At 27.1% G+C, this 24,442-nt stretch carries 20 protein-coding genes; 4 read left to right on the top strand and 16 right to left on the bottom strand.

Annotation, left to right across the window (positions count from 1 at the left end):
• Nucleotides 1–45: 45 nt before the first annotated feature.
• From EXC62_RS03885 to EXC62_RS03855, 8 genes are all read right to left on the bottom strand, one after another.
• Nucleotides 46–2,199 (bottom strand): hypothetical protein, encoded by a 2,154-nt coding sequence (locus EXC62_RS03885; protein WP_026390525.1) that lies wholly within the window; start codon nt 2,197–2,199, stop codon nt 46–48.
• A 147-nt stretch (nt 2,200–2,346) separates the two neighbouring features.
• Nucleotides 2,347–2,532, bottom strand: a complete 186-nt coding sequence (locus tag EXC62_RS03880) for a hypothetical protein (RefSeq protein WP_026390526.1) — start codon at nt 2,530–2,532, stop codon at nt 2,347–2,349.
• A gap of 61 nt (nt 2,533–2,593) precedes the next feature.
• Nucleotides 2,594–2,872, bottom strand: a complete 279-nt coding sequence (locus EXC62_RS03875) for a hypothetical protein (RefSeq protein ID WP_026390527.1) — start codon at nt 2,870–2,872, stop codon at nt 2,594–2,596.
• Nucleotides 2,865–3,011 carry a hypothetical protein gene (locus EXC62_RS08830; RefSeq protein ID WP_156907463.1) on the bottom strand — a complete coding sequence of 49 codons (147 nt, stop codon included), beginning with the start codon at nt 3,009–3,011 and terminating at the stop codon, nt 2,865–2,867. The genes EXC62_RS03875 and EXC62_RS08830 overlap by 8 nt, the downstream gene beginning before the upstream one ends.
• Nucleotides 3,008–3,976, bottom strand: a complete 969-nt coding sequence (locus tag EXC62_RS03870) for a metallophosphoesterase (protein ID WP_162140207.1) — start codon at nt 3,974–3,976, stop codon at nt 3,008–3,010. The genes EXC62_RS08830 and EXC62_RS03870 overlap by 4 nt, the downstream gene beginning before the upstream one ends.
• Nucleotides 3,973–5,262, bottom strand: a complete 1,290-nt coding sequence (locus EXC62_RS03865) for a DUF2130 domain-containing protein (RefSeq protein ID WP_162140208.1) — start codon at nt 5,260–5,262, stop codon at nt 3,973–3,975. Before EXC62_RS03865 ends, EXC62_RS03870 begins: the two co-directional genes overlap by 4 nt.
• A 95-nt stretch (nt 5,263–5,357) precedes the next feature.
• Nucleotides 5,358–6,479 carry an acyl-CoA dehydrogenase family protein gene (locus EXC62_RS03860; RefSeq protein ID WP_026390530.1) on the bottom strand — a complete coding sequence of 374 codons (1,122 nt, stop codon included), beginning with the start codon at nt 6,477–6,479 and terminating at the stop codon, nt 5,358–5,360.
• A gap of 100 nt (nt 6,480–6,579) precedes the next feature.
• Nucleotides 6,580–8,187 (bottom strand): family 10 glycosylhydrolase, encoded by a 1,608-nt coding sequence (locus tag EXC62_RS03855; protein ID WP_052589901.1) that lies wholly within the window; start codon nt 8,185–8,187, stop codon nt 6,580–6,582.
• Between the two features lie 255 nt (nt 8,188–8,442).
• On the opposite strand from EXC62_RS03855, the gene EXC62_RS03850 reads away from it, so the two are divergent.
• Nucleotides 8,443–9,609 carry an IS110 family RNA-guided transposase gene (locus tag EXC62_RS03850; RefSeq protein WP_129747431.1) on the top strand — a complete coding sequence of 389 codons (1,167 nt, stop codon included), beginning with the start codon at nt 8,443–8,445 and terminating at the stop codon, nt 9,607–9,609.
• A 135-nt stretch (nt 9,610–9,744) separates the two neighbouring features.
• On the opposite strand, the gene EXC62_RS03845 is transcribed toward EXC62_RS03850, so the two are convergent.
• From EXC62_RS03845 to istA (EXC62_RS03810), 8 genes are all read right to left on the bottom strand, one after another.
• Entirely contained in the window at nt 9,745–10,614 is an 870-nt protein-coding gene (locus EXC62_RS03845; protein WP_026390983.1) for an immunoglobulin-like domain-containing protein, read from the bottom strand.
• A 1-nt stretch (nt 10,615) separates the two neighbouring features.
• Nucleotides 10,616–15,448 carry a phosphodiester glycosidase family protein gene (locus EXC62_RS03840; protein ID WP_052590040.1) on the bottom strand — a complete coding sequence of 1,611 codons (4,833 nt, stop codon included), beginning with the start codon at nt 15,446–15,448 and terminating at the stop codon, nt 10,616–10,618.
• 153 nt (nt 15,449–15,601) lie between these two features.
• A complete protein-coding gene (locus EXC62_RS03835; protein WP_052590037.1) occupies nt 15,602–16,204 on the bottom strand; it encodes an alpha/beta hydrolase in 603 nt (200 codons plus the stop codon).
• 10 nt (nt 16,205–16,214) lie between these two features.
• Nucleotides 16,215–16,661, bottom strand: a complete 447-nt coding sequence (locus tag EXC62_RS03830) for a MarR family winged helix-turn-helix transcriptional regulator (protein ID WP_035375868.1) — start codon at nt 16,659–16,661, stop codon at nt 16,215–16,217.
• Nucleotides 16,654–17,646, bottom strand: coding sequence for a ring-cleaving dioxygenase (locus tag EXC62_RS03825; RefSeq protein WP_026390981.1), 993 nt, complete (start codon nt 17,644–17,646; stop codon nt 16,654–16,656). The genes EXC62_RS03830 and EXC62_RS03825 overlap by 8 nt, the downstream gene beginning before the upstream one ends.
• Complete coding sequence (locus tag EXC62_RS03820; RefSeq protein WP_162140300.1) at nt 17,643–18,845, bottom strand: VOC family protein; 1,203 nt, start codon at nt 18,843–18,845, stop codon at nt 17,643–17,645. Before EXC62_RS03820 ends, EXC62_RS03825 begins: the two co-directional genes overlap by 4 nt.
• 210 nt (nt 18,846–19,055) lie before the next feature.
• Nucleotides 19,056–19,808, bottom strand: coding sequence for an IS21-like element helper ATPase IstB (gene istB / locus EXC62_RS03815; protein WP_129747446.1), 753 nt, complete (start codon nt 19,806–19,808; stop codon nt 19,056–19,058).
• Entirely contained in the window at nt 19,801–21,054 is a 1,254-nt protein-coding gene (gene istA, locus EXC62_RS03810; protein WP_129747490.1) for an IS21 family transposase, read from the bottom strand. Before istA (EXC62_RS03810) ends, istB (EXC62_RS03815) begins: the two co-directional genes overlap by 8 nt.
• A 557-nt stretch (nt 21,055–21,611) precedes the next feature.
• On the opposite strand from istA (EXC62_RS03810), the gene EXC62_RS03805 reads away from it, so the two are divergent.
• The 3 genes from EXC62_RS03805 to istB (EXC62_RS03795) all read left to right on the top strand — a co-directional run bounded on the left by EXC62_RS03805 (nt 21,612) and on the right by istB (EXC62_RS03795) (nt 24,410).
• The gene (locus EXC62_RS03805) at nt 21,612–22,097 is read left to right on the top strand and encodes an IS110 family transposase (RefSeq protein ID WP_129747488.1); all 486 of its coding nucleotides are present in this window, start codon (nt 21,612–21,614) and stop codon (nt 22,095–22,097) included.
• 100 nt (nt 22,098–22,197) lie between these two features.
• Nucleotides 22,198–23,673 (top strand): IS21 family transposase, encoded by a 1,476-nt coding sequence (gene istA, locus EXC62_RS03800; protein WP_162140305.1) that lies wholly within the window; start codon nt 22,198–22,200, stop codon nt 23,671–23,673.
• Nucleotides 23,670–24,410 carry an IS21-like element helper ATPase IstB gene (istB, locus tag EXC62_RS03795; RefSeq protein ID WP_026391028.1) on the top strand — a complete coding sequence of 247 codons (741 nt, stop codon included), beginning with the start codon at nt 23,670–23,672 and terminating at the stop codon, nt 24,408–24,410. Before istA (EXC62_RS03800) ends, istB (EXC62_RS03795) begins: the two co-directional genes overlap by 4 nt.
• Nucleotides 24,411–24,442 lie beyond the last annotated feature (32 nt).

The raw sequence follows: 24,442 nt of genomic DNA, 5'->3' as shown, positions 1-24,442 counted from the left end.
TAATCCCCTCATATCCTTCCCTTACTTTTATTATATCACATACTTTTACTTATTTTCAGGCTCTTCTTCTTTCTTTAATTGCTTTCCAACAAGCTTTTTAGATATAAAAGCCACCGTAGGTGTTACAAGCATTCCTATAGCAATTGGTACCCACATTAATGACTGACTCATTATTTTTTTAAATACTTCAATATTTTCTAATGCTAAAAATATATAATATGAAATTAGTAATAAAAATAAAATTGAAGTTAAGCTTCCGATTGTATTAAGTCTTACTTTATTTTTATAATATTTAGATTCAATAATTTCCAGATTTCTAAGTTTCTTTTTATCTTTCGCATTTACTTCAATTATTTCTTCTAATGATTTAGTCAAAAAATCAATTGTTTTAAATTTTAATAAACTATCTGCTTCTGTATAAACAATATCAATAGCATTTTCATTTAATCTAATATAATAATGTCTTAAAGCTTTTATAGCATTAACTGATAACGATAAATCTTTTCCATATCGATCAATGTAATATGATTTTTTTAACACTGTTATACTCTTACTAATATCCTCATTAATTTGATTCTTTAGTTTTTTACCTAAAAGTTCAATATCCATCTCATATAGAGAATCAATAATCTGAGCAGTTTTATTTAAATCATCATTCCAAATTCCATATTCATCTTGTTTATCTAATAAAACCTTTAAATATTTCTTTGATAAATCTACTAAATCATCTCTTTTTCCGTCAGATAATTTAATAAGCTTTAAGTATAATTTTAAATCATCAATAATTACTAACTCAAATAGATCTTCAATGTTTTCTTTAATTGAATTCTTTTCAATATAATTTGTAAATTTCTCTTTGTTATTATCATAAAACATTTCAATAATAATGTTGATATCATCATATGAAATAAACGTTTTAATGATATTTTTCTTTTGATAAAAACTTGCTTTTTCAAATTGACTAATCAACCATTTCTTAGTCTCTTCTCTTTTCCCTTTAATTCTTTCATTTTCATATTTTTTTAGAATTAAAGACTCTAATTTTAACAAACCACATGTTTCAATAATCTTATTCTCATAACTTCCATTTTTATAGTATTTATCCACCTCATCAAAAATACTATTAATGAATTGATCAAATTCTAACTCTAATTCAACCAACGCTTCAACAATACTAATTGTTTCATAAAAACTATTATTCCAGTAGCCTATCTTATAAGTATAGAGAACTAAACTATAGACATCCATTCGTTGATTTTCAATCATTTTTTGATTTGTTATTTCCGTTAAAAATAAATCTTTACTTATTTTCTTATAATAAAAGAATTTAACATTTTTGATATTTTTCCATTTAATAAAGATATCAAGAATTTCTTCCTCTAAATACTCTTTGGAAAATATGTAAACATCATGATACTCTTTTAATTTTGACTTTAACATCTCATTTTTATTACTATATGTTTTACTTTTTAAATTTAGTGCTTCAGTCTCATCATTTAAATAATTAAAACCCGAATCTTCCTCTCCATCTTTTTTAACAAATGCAATTCTTGGAATTCCACAAGTTATATACGATAAAATATTATCAAGAATTTTTTCTGTTTCAACTAAATCTTCAAGAGATATACTTGTTACTAAAACTTTTTCATTATTCACAGGAATACTAGACATTAAGAAAATTGATTGAATTCCAATTATTCTGAAAAAATAAGCTGGACTAGCTGGTATTAATCTTGATTTTAATCCAATTTTCTCTTTTAAACTATCATCTAATTTATTTGGATGATTTAAAATATACTTATTTGCATCATAACTTGACTTACTATTAAAAACAAATTCATCTTGGTTTTTAGTATCCACCACTTGATACTGATATTTATCAGGTAAAAAGTTTTTTTCATACATTGATGAAAGACTTGCAGATATGAAAACACCTTTTCCTAAATTAATAAACTTTTCTATTTCCTCTTTTGATTTAACTAGTTTTTCTATTATTGATTCTTCAATAATATTAATAATAATTGCATCATATTTTAAAATATTATTATTGTTGCTAGAAAAGAAATCATCAATATTATTCTCCGTAATTCTAACTAAATCATATTCATCACTATATATTTTTTTTAATTTGGGAAAAATATCTCCTTTTTCAAAATAATTAATCTTATAACTACTCTCTAATACGGCTATTTTTTTCATATTAACACTTGAATCATTAAGATTCTCTCCTTCCGTTCTTTTGTTTTATTATATTTAATAAATAGCAAAATAACGTTAATATGTTCTAAATTGCTTGTTTAATGTAATGAAAAGTTATTTTTTCATAAAAAAAAGGCCGAAGCCTTCTTAACATGAATCTGCAACATAATCAGTGTAGATATATAACATTCCTTTTTTTGTTTCTGTGTTTTTAACATTCATACTTGATAAATCAAGATATTTTATTATATCGTTAGGAATAGGTATTCTAACTCGATCTGTTAAAACAAATTCTTCAATTTTATTCTTTTCCAAATATTCTTTAACTGTCATATCATTACCTCCTACTCTTATATTATATACCTTAGATAGCTTTTATGCTTAGAAAATACTTTTAGAAGTATCTTTGATATATTGTAAAAATTAATCCAATAATTGCTAAGGCAGCAAAAATAATTAAAATAATATCATAGAGTTTTCTATATTTCTTATTTTTTGGAAGAAATAGATAAACACCGATTGATAATGGTGTGAAAACTATAATCAATGCCTCTCTAGTATTTATTTTATTTTTTAAAACTAAGATAATTCTTAATAAGAATAAAACGATTAATGATACGTAAATGGTTATTAACATTGATGATTGTAAAATAAACAGTCCTACTTTAAACATTATTTTTACCTCCAACAATTAAAAATATTATTGAAAGAATAACTATAGAAAAAATCCAGAGTGAACCTAAAAAGAAATATAGAAATACACTAGTAATTATCGAATGTAGTAGAACAATCATTCTTGATTTTATTTTCATGATAATACCTCATTTTCTAAAACAAGATAAGAATTCAATTCATAGTTACTCTCATTTTTTGTAACTTCAATTATTCTTGCTCCTCGTTCTTTTTTTCCATATGCATTAAATCCACTAACATTTCCATAAGCTAACATAATATCATCTAAATAAAAACTAAAATCTAGCAAATGATCATGTCCAACAAAAACACCCATTGTTTTTTTATTACCTTCATTAACCATTGCATCAAAGAATCCTGTATCAACTGCTTGAGCATGAGTTTTTTCTTTATAATTATCAAATCCATAATATTTTAAATATTGACGTAGCGGTATATGCATAAAAGCTAATGATCTTACATCATCTGTTACTATTTCACGTTTATACCAATCAACTTGGTTAATTGTTAAATAATCATATACTCCACCATCAGTTTTACCATCTAATCTATTTGCTTTAGTATCTAACATGTAAAGATTTAAAATCGGATTACTATTATTCTGAATTTCAATCTTAAAATTACCGTATCCACCATTTTCACCTAAATCTTCTCCGACTTTAAAATAGAGATTCTTAGTTTTAGTTTTATCTATGATTTTAATTATTTCTTTCATATCATGAAAATCCATTTCATGATTACCAAAAACAAAACTCCAAGGAACATCATATTTATCCATATGATTAATAAACTGTTTAAATAGTTTCTTAGCTAACAAACTCATTGTTATATCACCCGTAATAATTATTACATCCGGATTAACATTTTCTACTAATTTATCAATTAAAGAAAATGTTTTTTTATCTAAAAAATCATTTCCATAAGCTAAATGTAAATCTGTTAGTTGCATTATTTTAATTTCATCATTTTCTTTTTCTAAATTAATTGTAAGTAAATCTTTATCATATTTGACCTGATACTTGTTACATCCAATAAGAGTAACTGATAAAATACCCATTAGTATTATTACAATTAACTTTTTCATGAGAGTTCCTCAATTTTTTTAGTTATTTTTTCAATTTTAAAATTATTTATTTTATTAATAACTGTTTGTAGATGACGAGCAATAATCATATTTGCTGCTTCAATTACTTTATTATTTGCTTTAGTAATTATTTCACTTTGTTTATTTATTTCTTCTAATTGTGTCGTAATATGTTTAATTGAATTATCTAAAATTTCATTTTTCATTGCTTCAAAATCATTAATAATTTCTTTAACATCTATAAATTTAGCTCTTTCTTCTTCCTTCGCAAGTAATATTTCTTTATACTTTAATCCAAAAGAAGTAATTATATTTAAAAAGATCATAAAATACTGTGGTCTAACAATATACATTTTTTCATAGTCTGGAACTTTTTTAATTGGAACATCATTTTCACTATCCCACTCAAGTTCGCTAACTAATATTGCATATTCAATTTGTTTATTAAGTCTATCTTCATTTAACTTCTTAAAAAACTTTGAATTGGGTTGTTTATTAATTGAATCAGGATCTTCTGATTTCATTTCTAATATTGCTGATGTTAATAATTCATTTTCTAGTTTTCCACTAGTTGCATAAACCTTATAAATAAAATCAGCTTTACTATTTTTTATAACTTCATTATCTTTTTGCCATGAAATATTATCAAGCGTCGCTAGTGCTTGATTATTAAATTCATTATCACACCATTTTTCTAAATTTTCACCAATATTTTTAATATTTAACTTAGAGCGTTCACGCTTAAGATTTTCAATCATTATTTCTTTATCTTGAAGAATTTTTTGAAATTCATGATTTTTATTTGTTAATTTTAGTTCATTTTCTTTTTCACTTAATTTTAGTTTTGAACTTAACACTTCTTTCTCATTATTAAGTTCATTAATCTTATTAATATACTCATTATCTTTTTGTTGTTTGATTAATTCAACTTGATTTTTTAAAGTGCTAATCTCTTTATCATAATTTGATTTTTCTCTTTCAAATTCTAATAATAATTGATTTTTAATTTTAGATTCAAGATTCTTTAATTCATTATTTAAATTTAAGTTTTCTTTTTCATATTCTTCAACAGCTTTTTTAATCTCTAATTTTTTTTCTAAATCAAATTTATCTTTAACTTCTCTTAATTTTTCCTTATAAATTCGATCAGTTTCTTGATTTATCTTTTCTAAAATGATCGTTGTATCAACAGTATTAACTAAATTTAAATCAATAATTTCCCCTTTTTTAGCATCTCTTTCTAACTTTAATTGATGATTATTCACAATTGAAACAAAATTATCCATATTATCAGCCCTTTCTTAGTATATATATTTTAACATATCTATTTTACTTTAAAATAATTTTAAAAAAATGACCATCTTCATGATCATTCTTATTGTTACTTTATTGGTCCTAATAGTGCATTTGCCCATGCATTATGAAGTGATTCTTGGTCTGATGGTTGGAATATTCCAGCAAGTACATCACGATATAATCTTGAGAGTTCAAAATCATTATAATAACTTCTTCCGCCAGATGCACGAATTATTTCATCTAATGCACCTTTTGATGTTTCTACACTCTTATTTTTAATTGTTGAGAGTTTTTGAAAAATAAACGGATCATTAATATCATTTTCAATTAAATCTGATAAATGATCAATTTGTGTTTCAATTCCATCTAGAGTAATTGCTGCCTCAGCAATTCTCCATCTAATATCTTTATCATTACTATACATATTATTATTTGAAACTGAATTACGAGATTTAACTCTTTCGATTCCAAGTTCTAACGCTCTTTTACCAATACCATGATAGGTTGCTGCTAAAAGAATTTCAAAGTATGCAAAGATTCCTAGTATAATTGGATCCTTAGTTGGTCCTGGTTTAATTTTAGAAATAATATTTGTATCTTTAACATGAACGTTATTCAAATAAATTGAATTTGATTGTGTTCCTCTCATTCCTAATGTATTCCAATCGTTTTTAACTTCCATTTCGCTACTTCTATCTAAAATAGCGAATACACTCCATGGACCAGTCGAATCATTAGCATAGGTTAAAATCTTATCAAATTTTTTCGCTAATGAAACAAAAATTTTTTGTCCTTTAAATAAATAATCATTATCTTTTTTAATTGCTTCACTAATTGATCCAAATAAAACTTTATCATTATTTGGTTCCGAAATTCCAAAAGCTATTAATTGATCTTTACTAACAGCATCAATAATTAAATTACCTTTTTCATTCCCATGTTTAACTAAATAATTACCAACACCAGCAATAATTTGATGCATATTAATTCCAAGTGCTGTTGCAGGTGCATACATTGCAAGTCTTGTTTGTTCTCTAGCTACCTCTTTTAACGAATAACCAAATCCATTTTTATTTTTGGGTGCAAATAGTCTATAATAACCCGCTTCCTTTAATTCTTTATAGTCTTCCTCTGGAAACAAATTATTTTCATCATAATAAGAAGCACGTTCTCTAATTTTCTCAAGTAATTCATCTTTTAAAAACATTACTTTCCCTCTTTTCATGTATATAGATATATTGTAGCACTTAATGTTTTATACTTCAAAATATAGGCACAGTTTTTTGAAAGTAATTTGTTATATAGTTTTATTTAAAAGATTGATTCCATATCCTTCTAATTAATTCTAAGCTTATTTCCTCTTCTTTATTTACTCCTAAAAGTTTTAAATGATGATCACTTAATATTTTTTTACCTATTATTAATTTTAAGATTTCGATATAATCATTTTCATCAATATTATTATCAGATGTTAAATCATATCTAAGTTCAATAGTTATGCTATTTGATTTTATTTTTTCACCAACACTAAACGCTGTTTTAGGTGTAACTATAAAATATATAGTCTTATTAAGATGTTTTTTATCTAGCAACAATGTTCTTCCACTACCAATTACAAGATCATCTGCATACCAAAGGATTGTGCTTTTATCGGTATTATTATCGTTAAAATCATATTTTGCATTGACTACTTCATCTGTTATTAGATTACCTTCAATATTCAGATTACTTACTGTTGGTAGATTAACTGGTTGTTCGTTCTTTAATAGTTCAACTAATTTCTTTGTTTTGTTATCATTACCAATTAAATTTTTATATCTAAACAAAATATGTCCTTTAATATTTTCTATTTGTTTGTTTAATGATAATTGCTTGGATATTTCTTCTACTTCCCATTCACTATTATCAAACAATCTATATATTGCTATTCCAATATATAAATTAACTTTTGTATTTTGAACAACATTATTCCACCATTTAGCAATAATTTCATAATCAGCAATCGTATATCCAATCTTCCAATATACTTGTGGTGCTATATAATCTAACCATTCTTCAATAACCCATTTTCTTGTATCAGCATATAAGTTATAATATGATTCACTGCCTCTTGTTTCACTTCCTAAACTATTATTACCTTTGTTAGCCCATATACCTGAAGGACTAACTCCAAAAACTACTTTTTCATTAATTGTTTTTATCGCTTCATTAGTTCTTTTTATTAAATCATTATTATTCTCTCTTCTCCAACTATCAAGAGTTAGATTATTTGGATTATTACTTAAATATTCTTTTTGATCATTAAATTCTTTTCCTGGATAGAAATAATCATCAAAATGAATTCCATCAACATCATAGTTTCTAACAATTTCTTCTACTCCATCAATTATATAATCACGAACCTTTTTAATTCCTGGATTAAAGAATAATTTATCTTCAAATAAAACAGTCCAATCAGGTCTTATTAAAGCAATATGATTTTCAGCTAGTTTATCGTTTTTGCTCATTGTTATTCGATATGGATTAATCCATGCGTGTAATTCCATACCATATTTATGGGATTCTTTAATGTAGAAGTCTAAAATATCAAAGTTATCATTTGGTGCTAATCCTTGAGTTCCTGTAATATATTTGCTATATGGAAAATATGCTGATTTATAAATAGCATCTGCACTTGGTCTTACTTGGAGAATTATTGCATTGAATCCTAACTCATAACTTTTTTTAATGACTTCAATCGCATCTTCTTTTAATTTTTCAGAATTAGTCGTATATGTTGATGGATAATCTAATTGATATACTGTTGATACCCATACACCTTTAAATTCTTTATTATTAGATTCATTTTCTGCATTTAATTTGAAACTAGTAATAAAACTAAGTATTACTAAAATAACTATTATTGTTTTTTTCATTTTACACCTTGTATACTCGATTTATGATTATAGTGGTGAATCGAGTATACATCCTTTCTTTATTTTCTACTATAATATATTTAAGGCGCCGTGGATTTTTTTCATTTTATTAACGCTTGACGTTTACATGAGGCAACTACTACGGCTCTTATTTTTAACTTTCAATTAGTTAGTTAGCGCTAGACGCTTTATCACAAGGTTAAAGAAATAAGAGATTCGTTAAACCCTGCGCCAAATCATTAGGAGGTGAGTATCATGTTCCATGTTGGAATAGATATCTCAAAATTCAAACACGACTGCTTCATAGCTACTGATGCAGGTGTTAAAATTAATTCGTTCACATTCACGAACGATTATGATGGATTCCAAAATCTCAAAAATGAGCTAAGTGCTTTAAGTGATCCAAGTCTAATAAAAATAGGTTTTGAGTCAACTGGGCATTATGGAATCAATTTGAAATCATTTTTATCTAAATTAGGTTATACTTATTTAGAGTTTAATCCTCAATTAACAAGTCAGTTTTCCAAGGCTACTACGTTAAGAAGGACTAAGACTGATAAAATTGATGCTAAACTAATAGCTTCCATGTTAGGCCAGTTTGACTACAAAACCTTACATAGTAAATTTTACCATAAAAATGAATTAAAAGAATTAGTTAGACAACGAGACACTTATTTACAAATGCGTTCTAAACAATTAGTTCGTCTAACAAATGTTTTAGATAAGTCTTTTCCTGAGTTTAAAGGTTTTTTCAATAATTTAATGGGTAAAACACCTTTATATATATTAAAAACCTATAAAAACAAAGAGAAGATATCTAATTTAAATATGACCCACTTTGATAAATTACGCAAACTTTCAAGGGGCAAATTCACATATCCAAAGTTTTCAAAACTAAAATCTTTGGCCAAAGAATCAATTGGTACTTCAAGTAAAATATATGATTTACTAATTACTACCATCATCAATCATTATTCTGAATTAGTTAGAATAATTGAGGTTCTTGATACGGAAATTGAAAATCTTTACTTTAAAACAGATTCCTTGATTCACACAATCCCCTCTATCAGCATCATCGCTGCAGCAGCTATTTATGCTGAAATTGGAGATATTACTCGTTTTTCTAATCCTGGTCAACTAACTGCTTATGCCGGACTAGATGTCAAGATTAGTCAATCTGGTACAACTGAAAGATTCGGAAAAATTGTTAAACGTGGTTCTTCACTACTACGTAAATATCTTTACATGTATGCTTTCTACTCATTACAGTATATTCCACAAATAAATGACTATTATCACTTAAAACGAAATCAAGGTAAACATCATAAGGTTATTTTAGTCAATATCTCTAGGAAATTAATCCGAATAATTTATCACATTGAAACTAATAAAGTCTCGTTTGATACAAACAAGTTAGTATAATATGTAGCTGATTATACTCTTCATATTTTTAATTTAACCTTGATTGAGGTTTTTTCTTGTTTAATACTTCAAATCTCTTGACTTCTGATAGTTAGTCTCATTAAAAAATAAAGGCTTTTACAAGCCTTTACCTTTTTATTTAATTTTCTTTGTTCCTGTAACAGTATCAATACTTACTTCATTAAGTGTTATAAAAGTTCCTTCTTCAACAACAATAAATGAGTGGAATAATTCTACTTTTATTTTTGATAATCCTGTTGTTGCAATAACAACTTCATTATCTTTAACATTAATATCATATATCCAATCACTTGGAAGAATCTTTGAAAAAGTGATCATTGATTCTTCGATTGTTTTATCTGATGTAAACTTTATAATAACACCTAATATTTCTTCATTTGATTGAATGTGGATTTCATTATCAATCACTGAAGCATTATTTGCTACATTTGTTGTAACAAGGTTACTATATTCGCTTCCTTCAAAACTACTATTATTTGATACCGCTTGAACACTGATGTTTAACTTATCTTTATTTTCTAATCCGTTTAAGTCAAATTGTTCAATACTTACTGATTTAACTTCATTATTAATCTTAACATTATACGAAGTAGCATTTTGAATCTTATTCCAACTAATAATTCCGTTCTTTATTGTTATAACTGGAGCATCTAATTTAACAACCAGTTTATTAACAATCACTTTAACGATTACTTTAGTTTCATTTCCTGCAGTATCTTTTACAGTATAAACTAAATCATAAGATCCTTCTTTTGTTAAATCAACTTGTGAATCATCCACACTAACTTTTAAATCTTTATCAATATTATCAGTTACAGTAATGTTTTCTAAATAGTTTGGTTTTGCATCACCAACTAAGACATTGAAATCTCTTGTTCCTAAGATTACTGGTTTTTCATTGTCAACTTTTTTTCCACATGCTACAAGTACTAGTAATAATGTTAATATAAAAATTGTTTTTGTGACCATTTTAATGTTTTTCATGTTATTTATCTCCTAATACTTCTAAAATTTCTCTAACTAATGATAAGCTTAATTCTTTATTTTCTGATTTAAGATATTCTATTATTTCATTGCTTAATAATTCTTTTCCTGTCAAATGTTTTAGAATTGCTTTGGCATCATTTAAATCAATAACTCCATCTTGATTAACATCATAAATACTAGTTTTTATTTCTTCTGTTATTACTTCAATATTCAAGTTTTCTTGAACATTAGAAACTCTATATATATCGTTTTCTTGATTTAATTCTTTTCCATTAACTAAAACTTTCGAGATTCTATATCCTACTTTTGGAGTAATTTTAAATGTATGATTTTCTCCAGTCTTAATTGCGTAATCACCTTCATAGTTAGCATTGCTTGCATCAACATTAATATTTTGTTTGCTAATTACAAATTCATCAACAACAACATTTTCACCATTTTCTACTGCATACGCAATAAATTCTATTCTATTTCCATCTCTAAATTTTAAAACTGTGAATACAGGATTATTATTATCATAAACTTTATCAACCCATGGTCTTGTATTATCACCATCATAATATTTTGAACCAGATGCACTTCCACCAACTACATAAGTTACACCACTTTGTGTTGTTACACGTTCATTTTCAAACATTGATGTACGGCTATAAATATGATCATGACCACTTAAAACTATATCAATGTTATTTCTTTCAAAAACAGGTGATAATGCACGTATTTCTGATTCATTATAATTTAATGGGTATGCACTTCTATGCATTATAACAATCTTAAATGTTTTTGTTGTTTTTGACATAACTTCATCAAATAAAGCAATTTGTTTCTTATAACCTGGATCATAAGATCCATAACCTGCTTCTGTATCAAAGTTAAAGAATACCGCATCTCCAACTTCAAAATAGTAATTACGTGCACCTAGTTGTCCTGTTGTTCCATTACTTGGACCGTAAAAATAACCAGTAAATGCTTGTGCATCATCATAAACGTCATGATTACCAACTGTTGCCATCCAAACATTATTATTGAAATATTCTTTTGTATATTTATCAATGTCAGTCCACTCTTGGTAAATATGTGAGTTATCTGCAACATCTCCAGCTAAAATACTAAATTCGATATTTGGGTATAAATCATTTAATCTTTTAACTATGTTAGGGAAGTTGCTATATCCACCTTGAATATCACCATAAAATGCAACATCCATATCCCCTTTTTCAACTGCTGTTTTGAAGCTATGAATCTCTGACCATTCATTATCTAATCCATTTCCAACACGGTAATAGTATTTAGTGTTTGGTGTTAAACCTGTAATGAATGAACCCCACGATGTATATTCTCTTGAATTACCGCCAAATGTTGTTACAACAGTTTTTGATAATGCAGTAAATTGTTGTTTGTTTGCTAAATCTTCTGATAATGAAACTTCTACAAGACCGTTTTTAACATTATGAGATGTTTGCCAACCAATTCCAACACTTGTCGATAAGTTTTCCCCGACAGTTACAGCAATTTTTTCTGGAATATTTGTTCCTAAGCTTTCTAATACTTCAAGTGTAACGGTATTACTAATAAATCCATCTTTGATAGCTTTTATTAAGAATTTTGTTCCTATTGGATATTTACCAAAGAAATCAGTAATTAATTCTCCTTTTTCATTTGTACTACCATCAAATGATACTTGATCACCATCAAGTGTTACAAAGAATTCTGCTCCTTCAACTAACTTACCTTCGCTTACTACTTTTAATGTTGTATTTCCTTCGATAGTTTGTCCTTCATATGAAAGAATATTCTTGTAATCTAATTTAACATCATAACCATTTAAAATTAAATCTGTTGTTACTGAACCTTCAAGAATTGTTATTTTTGTTGGTTTAATTCCTGTTGTTCCATTTACTTCTTCTAATGCTTTAAACTTTAATTCAATGATATTTTCTACATTGTTCTTTTCGATATTTTCCATTCCAATTATTATCGCCTTAATAATTCCTTTTTCCTTATCAACATCAAGGTTTGTTACTATAAGTCTATTATCAATAATTGGGGCGTCAAGTAACTCTAACATTTTTGAGTTATATGTTATTTCTAAATCAATTGAAGAAAACTTTTTATATTCAACAGATGATATACCATAAGTAAATTCTTCGTTAGCATAAATAATATCCTTATTTGGAGCATTTTCAATTAATTCTACTGCATATCCTTCCACAATAAATGACCATTCAATAAACTTTTTATTTCCAAAATTATCTTCAACTCTTACTTTCACATTTTGTTTTCCTGGTCTTAATTGATCAAGTGCTCCTGGTTGATAAGAAATATCTACCGAACCATCTTGATTAACAATTTGTGTTAAGTTTGTTATTTTTTTACTATTTATATATAATTCAGTTCTTGATGTATTTATCCCTGTTTTAGGTTGTCCTTCAACAGTTTCGTCATATACTGTTAAACTGATTGGTTGTTGGATATCTGAAGTTTTTGATCCTTCACTTGGGAAAACACTTGCTTCATTATATGTTGGAGCATCATTATCATCATTTTTAAAATCATAAATTGCTCTTACTGAATCAACATAAATTGTTCCTTTTTTATTATTGGCTATTGAACTTGTACCTAATAATCTGATTGCTCTTTGAACTTGATATGGGAATGGCGCATCTTTTGGAATAGCTGTTTCAATATATTTCCAACCTACCCAATCAATTCTTGTATCACCGGCATATTTACCTCCAGTTAATTGGATTCTAAACCAACCACCATTTCCATCTCCATAAATCCATGCCCCAATTGCTGTTGGTTGTCCTTCTAATGTTGTATACCCTGATTCACCTATTTCAATTGCTACTGTACCTGTTAATGGTTTTGTTGCGAAATCATAATCTATTCTTAATGATCCATCTCCATGTTTTACAAATCTTTCATCATTATTTATTGATATGCTACCTGCACCACCATTATTGGGAATATTTGTGAAATATTTATTCCAGCCATTTTCAAAGATATTATCTTCAAAATCAAGAATTTGCATTGGCATTTTACCAACTTCAACTGGAATTGATAATTCATACTCTTTATATGAAACAATTAAGTTCCCTGTTCCTTGTCCTTCTGTTGCTGTAAATGTTCCATTTTCTGATACACTACCTAAGCTTTCAGGATCAAGTCTAAAACTTAATGCACGACTTGATAATAAGACTGGAATTCCTTCGTCATATGCTCTAAAATCTAATCCAAGTGTTCGACCTGGGGCAACAGAAATAATTGTTAAATCTGTTTCTATTTTACTTATTGAATCAACAACTTCGATTTCAAAATTACCAACTATATCATTATTATATCTAGCAATAACTTTTCCCTTTGATTTACCACTTGATGCTGTAAATCTACCAGTTTCGTCAATTGTTCCAATTGAACTACCTTCAGTTGTCTCAAGTGTATATGTAATATTACTTTCAATTGTTTTTGAATAGAAATTTTTATCCGTTGCTGTAACTAAAAAATCAAGATTACCATTTTCTAATACACGTGCTTTATTTGCGTAGTTTGTTCCACCAGCAACATATAAATGAAGTTTTTCAACTGGATCATTTTCATTTTTATCTTCAGTAGCAATGAAAAGTAACGCATTTGAATTCGCTCTTTCATGACCATCACTAGGTCTATTCAAAACTTTTGCTGAATCACCACCAGGAATTGTAGCAGAAATTGTTGATGATCCACCACCATCAAAATTAAATAACGTAACAACTCCTAATTCTTTCATATATTCAACCATATCTTTAAATGACAAACCATTTGCCCAACCAATTTGTCTACCATCATTTTGCATTAAAACGATTGTTCCATCAGCCTTTATTCCCATTGAAGTTCTTGGATGTACCGCAGGATCATTAATTTGTCTAGTTGCTTCTCCATTTTCCATTAATAAATGAAAAATTCCCATTCCTGTTTTCACTTGTGACCAATCAATTCTTTCATCACTATTTCCATTAGCATTTATCGTGATTTTTGTTCCATTTGAAAGTTCACTTAATGCTTTATAATATGGACTAGCTTCATGAGTAGAAATAACTACTTTACCTTTTTCAATTGCAGTTTTGTTACCCTCAGTATTTGCATTAACAATAACAACTTCTTCAACTGTTAAATTAAATGCGTTACCAATTCTTAAACCTTCTTCACCTGCACTTAAAATTACTTCAACACCTGCTTGCGTTGAAGCTGTAACACTATTAAAATCTTCTGTTAAAAGATAAACACCGTTTGTATCTAATTTACGTTCCTTATTAACATGTTTTATTGAGAATGTTTCTCCACCAGTTATAGAGGCATTTATATCTAACTTGGCATTCCCATATTTAACAGTTCCATCTTCATACATACCCCATCCATATGTGGCATTTGAAGTTGTAATAAGTTTTCCATCATTAATAACTAAACCATTTGAAACACCATTAGAAGTATCATAAGCATCACCATTTATTCCAAATACAACATGGCTCCCTCTTTCCTCTTCAGCTGCAACAAGGCTTGACATTGTATTTCCATACATTACATCTCCTCCATATGCAACAACTGGCTTCAAATTAGCTGTTTTTGGATTAAATTCAATTGTATATGTTTTTTGATCTTTATTTCCATTATAGCTCATTGTATGATTTAGATTTACTCCGTTATATATTTCTCTATCCCAAGTAAATCTTTTTTCACCAATACCTGTATATTCCAATCCAAGTAACTCGGTTGGAGCAATAGCTAAAAACCCTAAAAATGTTAAACTTATTGTTATCATAAAAATCGATAACTTTGATAATAATTTACGCATGCATTGTTTTCCCTTCTTTTGTTTTTGGTTTTAAACCATAACAATTATTCCAAAAACAGACGAAAAAAGTAAGCATATTGTAGTAATGTATTCGTAAATAAAATGCAAAAAAACAGCATTGTAAATATGCCGTTAATTTGTAGTATTAATTTATTATTTTTTTAATATTTTCGTATACCAGTTCTTTACATCTATTAAAGCTTCATGCTCTATTCGATGCCCAAGCCCATAATAAATATCTAAATTAGCATTTTCATTTTTCAATTTTGATAATAGCTTAATGATATTTTCAAAATCAACCATTGTATCATTTCTTGATGTTGATAAGAAGATATTCATTCCTTCTAAATTACTAAATCCTTTATCTGAATTAATGTAATCCGGACTAAATAAAACATAATTATTGATTAAACTTGGAAACTCTTGAATCATTCCAAGACCAATATTTGCCCCATTTGAAAATCCAATAACAGTCACATTTTCAAGTTTAAAATTGTATTTATTACTCAATTCTTTGATTGTTTCAACTAAATGATTTGTTTCATTTTTATAACTTTCTAAATCATATATACCAGGAGCAAATCTTTTGAAAAAACGATTCATTCCACCTTCATTAACATTGCCTCTAATACCTAAGATACTTGTATTTTTATCAATCATTTCAGCAACATTAACTAAATCATATTCATTTCCACCTGTTCCATGTAATAATATAAAAACATTTTTACTCTTTTTATCTATAAATACATGCTCCATTTTTAATCACCTATTCTTTTGTATTATATCCAACTTTTTTTAGTAAAGTATTTAATGTATTTTTATCTTCATTATCTAAAATACTAAAAACACTTCTTAGTCTTTCATAATGTTTAGGAAAAATACTATTAGCTTCTATAGTTCCTTTTTCTGTAAGTTCAATATAAAATATTCGTTTATCAAATTCATCTCTTGTTCTTGTAATAATCTCTTTTTTCTCTAGTTTATCCAAAATATATGTAAGACTTGAATTTGCAACTAATATTTTTTCTTTGATTTCTTGAACTGTTAATTTGCCTTTATGAAAAACAACTTCAAATACTGAAAACTCATTTAAATCGTAACCATATTTCTTTATATCTTTTTTAACAACTTCTACCAAAGCTTTATGAGTATTAAAAAGAATTATCATCGATTTCAAATCATCCTTATCGGCTTTCAAATCATATTTAGTCATTGAAATATTCCTTTTTAAACTCTTTTGTGCTTCTAACTGTATCAATTGGTCTAACAATTTTTTCAACATACTCACGATCATTTCTAAACTTTGGCGGTAATGCTAATTTTTCACCTAAGATTTCATATGATTCTTCATCATCAATAAAACCTGGTCCATCGGTTGCTATTTCAAATAAGATATTTAAATATAATCTTGTATATAAACTTCCAAAATAAAATCTATCAACATATCCAGAATTTGGTGCACCAAATTTTTCTAATCTAATACGCCATTCTTCTAACTCTTTTAAGTCATTGACTCTAAATGCCACATGATGAATGCCACCATATCCTTGATAACCTTGAACACTTGTTGTATCTTCTTTAACAATAACACTAGCGCCATTTCCACCAGTTCCCATTTCATAAAGATGATATTTACCTTCAGTTTGAATTTTTCTCATTAAAAGAACTTCAGTTAACATTGTATCCATACCCTTTAATCTACTAACATTTAAAAAGATTGGTCCAAGTCCCGTAATAGCAAACTCATCAGGCACTGGTCCTTTTTTCCATGGTGTTCCACTTTTAATTCCTAGATTATTTTGATCCGAGAAAATAGTATATAATCCACCATCAAAATCTTCAAAAAATAAAACTTTTTTACCAAACATTTCTTTTATTCCATCATTCTTCACATTATAATGTTTGAATCTTTTAACCCAATAATCTAATGATTTATCATCTTTAACTCTAAAACCTGTTCGATTTATCTCATTAGTTCCATGTAATGCCTTATCAATGCCTCTAAAATCAAAAAATGTTATATCAGTTCCTGCACTACCTAAATCATCTGCAAAGAATAAATGATATGTATTTATATCATCTTGATTAATTGTTTTTTTAACTAATCTTAATCCTAAGATATATGTAAAAAATTCATATATTTTTTCTGCACTGCTTGTTATTGCAGTAACATGGTGAATTCCTTGTAACTCTTTCATTGTAAATCTCCTTCTTTCATTGTAAAGAAATCTTTAACTTCTCCATCCTTATCTTCAAACTTAACTGTTGTGATTAAGTCTGTCATTCCACTTCGTATATTTATTACATATTTATTTCTAAGTTCTTCACGTTCAGTTATTTCTTCATCAGTTAGTTTTCTTGTTTTTGAAATTCTTGATAATTCATTAATTCTTTTAAGAAGTGTTTGATGATATATGTATAATTCATATTCTTCTTTATTTTGATATGGATAATCCTTTAACTCTTCAGTTGGTTCAACAAAAACTGGAATTAACTTTTCTTCAATTTCAGTTCTTCTATTTTCAAACCATTCGGGTAAATAAAGTTTTTCCATTTTAGGATCTAATTCAGCTTTTTTAAACCCAGGTTTATCTGTTGCTAGTTCGATAATTATTCCACCTGGTTCTCTAAAATATAGTGATTTAAAAAAATTTCTGTTTTTAACATCTGAGACTTTAAAACCATTTAACTCTAAGAACTTCTTCCAATCATCTATTTCATCATATCCAACACTAAAGGCAATATGATGATTAGTTCCTGTTGATAGTCTTCCTTCGCCTTGGGACTCTTTATATAAATCAATATATTTACCTACATTGTTTTTCATTTCAAAACGATAATATAATTCATCTTCTTTTACTAATTCTAGTCCTAAAATATTAATCAGGAAATCCTTAGTTTCATGAGTTTTTTTAGAATAGAAAACTGCTCCAAAAAATCCTTTGATTGCTTTATCTTTAGTTATATTATTAAATTCCCATTCATTCTCACTACCTAACGGACTTTCAACTAGTTCATTTTTAATACCATGCTTATCTTCAAATGCTAAAAATGTTTGATTAAATCGATACTCTCTTTCAAATATAATTTTAAAACTCTTTAATCTTTCCTCCCAATAGCCAATTGTTCCAACAGGAATCATGTAAGAAGTTACTCCTACTTGACCATCACCAACTAGTCCCTTTTTAGCTTTATCTGCCCAAGGAAAAAATGTAATTATTGTTCCTAAATCTGCAGAATCATTACTATAATAAAAATGGTATGTTTCTGGATTATCAAAATTAACAGCTTTTTTCACTGCTTTTAATCCTAATACGCTTGTATAAAAATCAATATTTTCTTGTGGATGTTCAACTATACCTGATATATGATGAATTCCTTTTACTTTTAATCTCATTCTACCACCTCACGTATTAATTATATTTCGAATTCGAAATAAAATAAAGCGATATGCAAAAAAAAGAGCATTGCTCTTCTAGTTAACCACAATAGTTAAATCAAGAAACATTAGAAAAATTGGGGTTTTTATTATGAAATTATACTATGATGTTAAAGTAAAGATAGTTGAAATATAAATGTCAATATAAGAATGGACAAAAGTGTGCATTTAAGATTCCTCAGTTTGATTCAGTTCAAGTTTATCTTTAAGTCTATAAGAAGGACCAATAATATTAAACAAATAAGACTGATGAATAATTCTATCTAATATAGCTTTTGTTATCATTTCATCATTACCTAATATTTGAGGCCACTTATCAAAAGTCATATTAGATGTAAATATTGTTGATCTTTTTGTATATCGTAAATCAATTAATTGAAAGAATAACTTTGCTTCCAAAGGTGTTATTTCATTAAATCCCACTTCATCAATGATAAGTAGTTTGTATTTAAAGAAGTGACCTAGTCTTCGATTAAATGTTCCATCATTATAAGCGTTTTTAAGGATTGTTATTAGTTTGTTAAACTTAATAAAATATACACTATTACGTCTTATAGCGACTGAGTACGCTATTGATATAGCTAAATGTGTTTTACCAACACCAGGGTTACCAATTAAGCATATATTAATTGCTTCTTCATAGAAGGTTGATTCAATGATTCCTCTTATTTTTTCTTCATTAACACCTGGTTGAAAACTAAAATCATATTCATCAATAGTTCGAAGAAACGGGAAACCTGCTACTTTAACATTGTATAATTTATTATTTTCTTCCTTAGCTAAAACCTCTTTATTCAATATCTTATGAATTCCTTTTAAATCAGTATTTGTTATCTCATCATTAATATGCAGTTCTTTTAAATATGTATATGCACTTTTAAGTTTTAGATATGTTAATTGATTAAGTACTTCGTTAATCATATTTTATATTCCTCATCTCATTGTTTATAATAGTTGTTCTTTCTTTTGTTTTTATTTCTTTTTCGTATTTTAAATCATGTTCATCTTTAATATTTAATAATTTATCCGTTATTTTGTGGATTGTTATGATTTTTCCTTTATAATAAATATGGAGTTCATTTCCTTTGATAACTGTTAATCCTACTTTTAAACCAATAAATTTTCTAGGGACAGAGTATTTATTAGATTTATAGGATATTAGTGATTCATTTGTTACATGAACCTCTTTTAAACTAAGGTGATACTTTTGTCTGATTTCTTTTCTAGGGAGTGGGCTTAAGTCACCTTTTTCTTTTTCTAATAGAAACCTTCTTGGTAGTTTAGTAGCTTGACTGATATTATCATTATCTTCCTTATGAATTATTTCTAGTTTTTCATGCATTTCATAGATATCCTTATACTTACCATTATAGTTTTTTAGTTGGTCAACTATTTTATTTTGTGTTTCTGTTTTTCCTTTAGTTTGTGGTCTATATGGCATACATGGTTTAATCTTAATATTGTAATCCTTAGCGAACTCTACTAGTTTATTGGTAATGATTGCTTCATTATCTTTATATCTTGGTTTTTCTACGAATTGTTTTAAGTTATCAATAACGAGTTCATGTGGTACCCCACCTATTTCTTCAAAGCTTAAAGCTAAAAACTCTAATAAGTTTTCTGTTTTAGTATCTAATATTAGTTTTCTTACATTATACCTAGACCATGATAATGTTAATGTTGGTATTGTTATAACTGTTTCATTATTGTTTTTATCAATAAGTTTTACTTTCTCCTTCATATCAAACTGTGCTTGTATCCCTGGATTTGTTTCAAATCTTTCTGTAAAACTCATATCCTTTTTTCTTTTAAATAGTTTATTTAACTCATTATCATTTCTAATATATCTATTTAAACTTGTTCTTGAGCAAGTTATATTTTTTTCTCTTTTTAGATATTTAAACAAGTGATCAATGTAGTCGAAACTCTGATATTTATCAGTTAAGACTTCTAGTATATATTTTCTATGTTCATCTAAATATTTAACTCTCTTTCTAGTTTCCTTTGGAACTTCACCGTTTAAGTATTTCTTAATTGTTTTTCTATCTTTATTTAACTCTTTTGATAGTTTGCTAATATTCAATTTTATTAAGCCCTCCTTGTATGCTCTACTAAATAGTAGTAAATCTTTTATATTTGTTATTTGTTCTAGTATTATTTTTGTCATAATATCATCAACCTTTCGTTAATAACTATTCTAACAAAAAAGAGTACCTCTTAGTGTTAAGAATTGGGGATTCTTATTTGCACACTATTGGGTACTCTTATTTAACCATTTATATGAAATGTATGAACAAGAATTTTCACAAACTCGAATAACATTTAACTATAAAGTTAATGAAGTACTATAAAAAGATTATTACCAACCTATCGAAAACATGATTTAGAAACATTAAAAGACAAAATTAAAAATATTAGGCGTATTATAGGATTAGTTACTAGGAAAATGGAGAATCAAATCCTTTTCATTTTTAGCCTTGTATACTCGATTTATGATTATAGTGGTGAATCGAGTATACATCCTTTCTTTATTTTCTACTATAATATATTTAAGGCGCCGTGGATTTTTTTCATTTTATTAACGCTTGACGTTTACATGAGGCAACTACTACGGCTCTTATTTTTAACTTTCAATTAGTTAGTTAGCGCTAGACGCTTTATCACAAGGTTAAAGAAATAAGAGATTCGTTAAACCCTGCGCCAAATCATTAGGAGGTGAGTATCATGTTCCATGTTGGAATAGATATCTCAAAATTCAAACACGACTGCTTCATAGCTACTGATGCAGGTGTTAAAATTAATTCGTTCACATTCACGAACGATTATGATGGATTCCAAAATCTCAAAAATGAGCTAAGTGCTTTAAGTGATCCAAGTCTAATAAAAATAGGTTTTGAGTCAACTGGGCATTATGGAATCAATTTGAAATCATTTTTATCTAAATTAGGTTATACTTATTTAGAGTTTAATCCTCAATTAACAAGTCAGTTTTCCAAGGCTACTACGTTAAGAAGGACTAAGACTGATAAAATTGATGCTAAACTAATAGCTTCCATGTTAGGCCAGTTTGACTACAAAACCTTACATAGTAAATTTTACCATAAAAATGAATTAAAAGAATTAGTTAGACAACGAGACACTTATTTACAAATGCGTTCTAAACAATTAGTTCGTCTAACAAATGTTTTAGATGTATTTGTTAATATATAACTAGGTCAATAAAACAAATAATGTTGGTACGAAATTAGGTCAGTATACCCACGCATAGTATAATAACCTCATATAAATTAAATGATGTGAGGTAGAAAGAATGGTATCAATATACATGAAGAACGATATATTATCATTAAAGCGTAACGGTATGTCAAATCGAAAAATAGCTCTAGAATTGAACATTTCAAAAGATACAGTTAATAAGTATGTTAAAGAAATGAATAAACTAACAAAATTAATAGAAAATGAAACAGACAAACAACAAATAATTAAACTTCAAAAAGAGTTAGTAAGTGCACCTATAAGAAAAGGTGTAAGTGTTAGAAAGATATTTAGTGGTAATTTGAAACAAAGATTTTATGAGTTACTAAAACAAGATGAAGATAAAGATTTAATACTAGGTTTAAACAAACAAAAAGTAACAGCATCACTTCTTCATAGGAAATTAAGATCAGAGGGATTTAATGTAGGTATAACAACAATTCAAATAGAATATAAGCGTTATAAGAATAGAAATAAGGAAACATTTATAAAACAAAAATATGAGCCAGGATTTAGGGCAGAATATGATTTTCATGAAATTAAAGTCATAATTGATGGTAAGTTAAAGAAAGTGCATCAAGCAACAGTAACACTACCATACAGTAATTATATTTTCGTAAAACATTATGAAAATCAAAAGTTTGAAACATTCATTGATAGTTTAGTACACTTCTTTGAAGAAATAGGCGGAGTACCAAAACAAATCGTTTTTGATAATATGCGAAATGTCGTAAGTAGATTTGTCTATGGTGGTTCTAAGATTTATAATGAAGAATTAATTAAACTATCTAACTATTATGGTTTTAAAATTATGACAACGAACCCAAGAAGCGGAAATGAAAAGGGACATGTAGAAAATAGTGGAAAAATAGCTAGAACAGAGTTATTTACATTCAGCTATAAATTTAACTCACTAAAAAGTTTAAGAGATTATGTATTTGGTGAAATAAATAAACTTAATCAAGATAAAATAAAATTAATAAACGAAAAAACTCAATTAATTAACTTACCAAAAACAAGATATGAACTAGGAAGACTTGAACAATCAAAAGTAAATCATGAATCAATAATAATGATTGAATCTAACTATTATTCAGTTCCTGATTCTTATGTTGGTAAAAGTGTATATTCTAACGTTTATATAGGACATATCAACGTTTACAACTTAAAACACGAACTAATAGCAAGTCATAAAAAAATAGAAGGTAATAAAGAACATTCCATCAATATTCTTCACTACACTTCTACTTTATTAAAAAAGCCTGGTGCACTAACAAATTCACTGGCTCTAAAACAATCTCCAAAAATATATCAGGAGTTATTTCATAAATATTTTACCACAAACCCCAAAGATTTCATTAAATTGATTAGTGAAAATGATATTTATGAATTAAATGAGTTATTAGTAAAACTCAATAATGGCAAAAACATAAAGTGTAGTAAAACTAATGAAATTAGTATTGAAGAGGTTAGTTCAAACCAACTAACACAAATATCAAATTTATTTAATCAGGGAGAAAATATTCAATGAAGACAATTGAGCAATTAGCAAACAATTTAAAACTAGCAAATATTAGAGATAACTATCAAAGCATTATTAGTGAAGCAATGGATAATAATGCAAGTTACGAAGACTTCTTAAATCTAGTATTAACTAGTGAAGTGAAGGCTAGAGAATCAAATGGTATTAATCGTAGGATTAGAATGGCTAAATATCCGCACCTTAAGTATTTACATGATCTAAAGTTAGAATCATTTCCTATTGAAGTTTCTAATCAAATTAGAGAACTTCAATCATTACGGTTTTTAGATGAAGGAAGAAATGTAATATTAGTTGGTAATCCTGGTGTTGGTAAAACTCATACAGCGATTGGACTAGGTATCGCAGCTAATATGAAAGGTAAAAATGTATTATATATTACAGTGCCTAATCTAATAACAGAATTAAAAGAATCAATGACGCTAAACCAACTTACTAATTATAAAAAAAGGTTCATCACATATGATTTAGTCATATTAGATGAACTGGGATATATTGGCTTTGATAAAGAAGGTAGTGAGTTATTATTTAATTTACTTTCAATGAGAAATGAAACTAAATCAATAGTTATTACTACTAACCTAGCATTTACTAGGTGGGAAGAAATATTTGGTGATCCAACATTAACAGCAGCAATGGTTGATAGACTAGCTCATAAGGCAACTGTAATTAATATTAAAGGTGATTCTTATAGAATTAAAGAAACTAAGGCGTGGTTAAGTAATTAGTACTGACCTAGTTTCGCACCAATATATTGACC

The sequence above is a fragment of the Haploplasma axanthum genome (assembly GCF_900660745.1).
Classification (GTDB): domain Bacteria; phylum Bacillota_I; class Bacilli_A; order Acholeplasmatales; family Acholeplasmataceae; genus Haploplasma; species Haploplasma axanthum.
The sequence above is the reverse complement of the archived record's forward strand: the minus strand, read 5'-3'. Positions and strand labels throughout refer to the sequence as shown.

Coding starts and splice junctions, on each gene's coding strand:
- istB (WP_026391028.1), top strand. CDS start 23,670: ATGAAGACAATTGAGCAATTAGCAAACAATTTAAAACTAGCAAATATT.
- EXC62_RS03845 (WP_026390983.1), bottom strand. CDS start 10,614: ATGAAAAACATTAAAATGGTCACAAAAACAATTTTTATATTAACATTA.
- istA (WP_129747490.1), bottom strand. CDS start 21,054: ATGACAAAAATAATACTAGAACAAATAACAAATATAAAAGATTTACTA.
- EXC62_RS03805 (WP_129747488.1), top strand. CDS start 21,612: ATGTTCCATGTTGGAATAGATATCTCAAAATTCAAACACGACTGCTTC.
- EXC62_RS03830 (WP_035375868.1), bottom strand. CDS start 16,661: ATGACTAAATATGATTTGAAAGCCGATAAGGATGATTTGAAATCGATG.
- EXC62_RS03820 (WP_162140300.1), bottom strand. CDS start 18,845: ATGAGATTAAAAGTAAAAGGAATTCATCATATATCAGGTATAGTTGAA.
- EXC62_RS03850 (WP_129747431.1), top strand. CDS start 8,443: ATGTTCCATGTTGGAATAGATATCTCAAAATTCAAACACGACTGCTTC.
- istA (WP_162140305.1), top strand. CDS start 22,198: ATGGTATCAATATACATGAAGAACGATATATTATCATTAAAGCGTAAC.
- EXC62_RS03840 (WP_052590040.1), bottom strand. CDS start 15,448: ATGCGTAAATTATTATCAAAGTTATCGATTTTTATGATAACAATAAGT.
- EXC62_RS03855 (WP_052589901.1), bottom strand. CDS start 8,187: ATGAAAAAAACAATAATAGTTATTTTAGTAATACTTAGTTTTATTACT.
- istB (WP_129747446.1), bottom strand. CDS start 19,808: ATGATTAACGAAGTACTTAATCAATTAACATATCTAAAACTTAAAAGT.
- EXC62_RS03860 (WP_026390530.1), bottom strand. CDS start 6,479: ATGTTTTTAAAAGATGAATTACTTGAGAAAATTAGAGAACGTGCTTCT.
- EXC62_RS03825 (WP_026390981.1), bottom strand. CDS start 17,646: ATGAAAGAGTTACAAGGAATTCACCATGTTACTGCAATAACAAGCAGT.
- EXC62_RS03885 (WP_026390525.1), bottom strand. CDS start 2,199: ATGAAAAAAATAGCCGTATTAGAGAGTAGTTATAAGATTAATTATTTT.
- EXC62_RS03870 (WP_162140207.1), bottom strand. CDS start 3,976: ATGAAAAAGTTAATTGTAATAATACTAATGGGTATTTTATCAGTTACT.
- EXC62_RS03875 (WP_026390527.1), bottom strand. CDS start 2,872: ATGTTTAAAGTAGGACTGTTTATTTTACAATCATCAATGTTAATAACC.
- EXC62_RS03835 (WP_052590037.1), bottom strand. CDS start 16,204: ATGGAGCATGTATTTATAGATAAAAAGAGTAAAAATGTTTTTATATTA.
- EXC62_RS03865 (WP_162140208.1), bottom strand. CDS start 5,262: ATGGATAATTTTGTTTCAATTGTGAATAATCATCAATTAAAGTTAGAA.
- EXC62_RS08830 (WP_156907463.1), bottom strand. CDS start 3,011: ATGAAAATAAAATCAAGAATGATTGTTCTACTACATTCGATAATTACT.
- EXC62_RS03880 (WP_026390526.1), bottom strand. CDS start 2,532: ATGACAGTTAAAGAATATTTGGAAAAGAATAAAATTGAAGAATTTGTT.